Source organism: Vibrio sp. 10N.286.46.A8, assembly GCF_041470165.1.
In the GTDB taxonomy this organism is placed as follows: Bacteria; Pseudomonadota; Gammaproteobacteria; order Enterobacterales; family Vibrionaceae; genus Vibrio; species Vibrio tasmaniensis_A.
In genome coordinates, this window is the sequence record NZ_JBFRLX010000143.1 from 40682 (window position 1) to 42784 (window position 2103).

Here is a 2103-nt window from a genome sequence, read left to right on the forward strand (position 1 = left end):
AGTTTGATGATCATCGCGACCATTCGATATTTGACGAGCGTGTTTTCTACGTCACCCAAATTTAAATATTTGTTCAGTTCCATGTCAGTAGTCGCAACGGTTGTGACTTACTCGGGGCTCACTAGCATATTGAGTTGCTTTGCTTCCGTATTTCAAACCTTTGCAGCCTTCAATAAAGATGACCGTCGATTAAGAGAGTTGATGATCATCGGAACTAGCTTTTGGTTGGTTCACAACTACTTAGTTGGTTCTCCAACTGCTGTACTGATGGAAGCGCTATTTATCTGCAGTAACTTGGTTGGCTATTATCGTTTCTATTTCAGAAAAAGTGCTGTGGCTTAGGGCTTATAGCTTATAGCTCAGGAGCTCAGGAAGCTAGGCTTTAGATAAAACGATAAAGCAATGCACCATATTCATCTAACAAGGATTAGGAGAGAGCGATGTCAAATATCTACTCGGATGTGCCTTCGTCAATACCCGACGAAATCTTCAACGACATCATTACTACTGAGAATGTGCGGATTGAAAGAATAATATCTCATGGGCACAGTTCTCCAGAACAAGGTTGGTATGACCAAGATGAAAACGAATGGGTTATGGTGCTAGAGGGGCAAGGTGTTATTGAGTTCGAAGACGGACGTGTCGTTACCTTGTCTAAAGGGGATTACATCAATATTGCCGCGAGAGAGAAGCACAAGGTTATTGGTACGGATAGAGACGTTGTGACTATTTGGCTAGCTGTGTTTTATCGTTAGTATTGCTATCAAGTAGTGAATAGGCAATCAGCAATACATGAAAGGACTGTGTCGTGGTTAGAATTCGAAATTACCAAGTTAGTGATGCCAAAGCATTATGGGAGATCTATTTCCATACTGTTCGAAATATTAACGTTCGTGACTATTCTCAAGAACAAGTTGAGGCTTGGGCTCCAAGTGACTTTGACTCCGAGGTGTGGGAAAAGTGTCTGCATAGTATCCAACCTTTTGTTGCGGAGTTGGATGGCCACATTGTTGGCTATACTGACCTGCAACCAAATGGGTTGATTGACCACTTCTTTTGTCATCATGAATATCAAGGTAAAGGTGTAGGGCGAGCTTTGATGGAGCATGTATTCGAGATTGGTCGATTTCGTGGTGTATCGAGATACTTCTCTGAGGTGAGTATTACCGCTAGGCCTTTCTATGAGCACCTTGGCTTTAAGTTAGTGAATGAACAGGAAGTCGAAATACGTGGCGTTAAGCTGACTAATTACGTGATGGAGAAAACCACTAAGTAGCCATTAACGTTATGTCTAGTGTAGGTAAAATTGGATATGCTCAACGCTTAGCCCAGTAGGTTAAAAAGGGTGTGAATTGTCACACCCTCAAAGAGTTTGGTTTGCCTGAGACTTTCTTTCTATTTGATTATTTCGGGAGCAAGACCGTATCAATTACGTGGATTACACCATTGCTTGCTTCCACATCAGCCGCAATCACTTTTGCATTGTTAACCATAACCGTGCCATCGCTTACGCTTATCATCACGTTTTGACCTTGGATTGTTGTCGCTTTGTCTATTTTCATAACGTCTGCCGCCATCACTTTCCCTGCGACTACATGATAAGTTAGCACTGCGACTAATTTGTCTTTGTTTTCCGGTTTCAAAAGCATATCGACAGTACCATCTGGCAACTTGGCAAATGCTTCATCGGTTGGTGCGAAAACGGTAAAAGGTCCTTCTCCTTTCAAAGTATCTACAAGTCCACCCGCTTTAACAGCAGCTACAAGTGTATTGAAAGAGCCATTTCCTACTGCGACATCGACGATATCTTTTTTCATCTCATGATGATTGGCGTTAGCGAATGCACTAAAAAAAAGTGCAGCGACAAGAAGAGATAGAGACTTGCTAATGTTATTAATCATGTTGGAATCCTTTGAGTTTGTCCGTTATTTTCGTCAGGTATTACGAAAGGCTCAAAGCGATGGATCAATTTATACCAATCACAGTAAGTAAGTGATCAAAAATAGCGCAGGAAAAAAGCTTGAGAACAAGGCTGCTCTTTTCAATAAATAGTTTCGATAAGTAGTTATTCTACAATCAAAAAACCTAACGACGTTATCGAGA

Annotated in this window: 4 protein-coding genes; 3 read left to right on the top strand and 1 reads right to left on the bottom strand. The window is 41.3% G+C overall.

The window, feature by feature from the left end; translation table 11 throughout:
- The 3 genes from AB4232_RS14515 to AB4232_RS14525 form a co-directional block, all read left to right on the top strand.
- Positions 1-342: YgjV family protein (locus AB4232_RS14515; RefSeq protein ID WP_372087414.1), on the top strand; the 342-nt coding region annotated here is incomplete at its 5' end.
- Positions 343-440: 98 nt separating this feature from the next.
- Positions 441-755, top strand: a complete 315-nt coding sequence (locus AB4232_RS14520; RefSeq protein WP_122047060.1) for a cupin domain-containing protein — start codon at positions 441-443, stop codon at positions 753-755.
- A gap of 53 nt (positions 756-808) precedes the next feature.
- Positions 809-1276 (top strand): GNAT family N-acetyltransferase, encoded by a 468-nt coding sequence (locus AB4232_RS14525; protein ID WP_371726655.1) that lies wholly within the window; start codon positions 809-811, stop codon positions 1274-1276.
- Between the two features lie 127 nt (positions 1277-1403).
- Here the strand turns inward: AB4232_RS14525 and AB4232_RS14530 are convergent, their stop codons facing one another.
- The gene (locus AB4232_RS14530; RefSeq protein ID WP_372087415.1) at positions 1404-1901 is read right to left on the bottom strand and encodes a fasciclin domain-containing protein; all 498 of its coding nucleotides are present in this window, start codon (positions 1899-1901) and stop codon (positions 1404-1406) included.
- Between the last annotated feature and the right edge of the window lie 202 nt (positions 1902-2103).

Coding starts and splice junctions, on each gene's coding strand:
- AB4232_RS14520 (WP_122047060.1), top strand. CDS start 441: ATGTCAAATATCTACTCGGATGTGCCTTCGTCAATACCCGACGAAATC.
- AB4232_RS14530 (WP_372087415.1), bottom strand. CDS start 1,901: ATGATTAATAACATTAGCAAGTCTCTATCTCTTCTTGTCGCTGCACTT.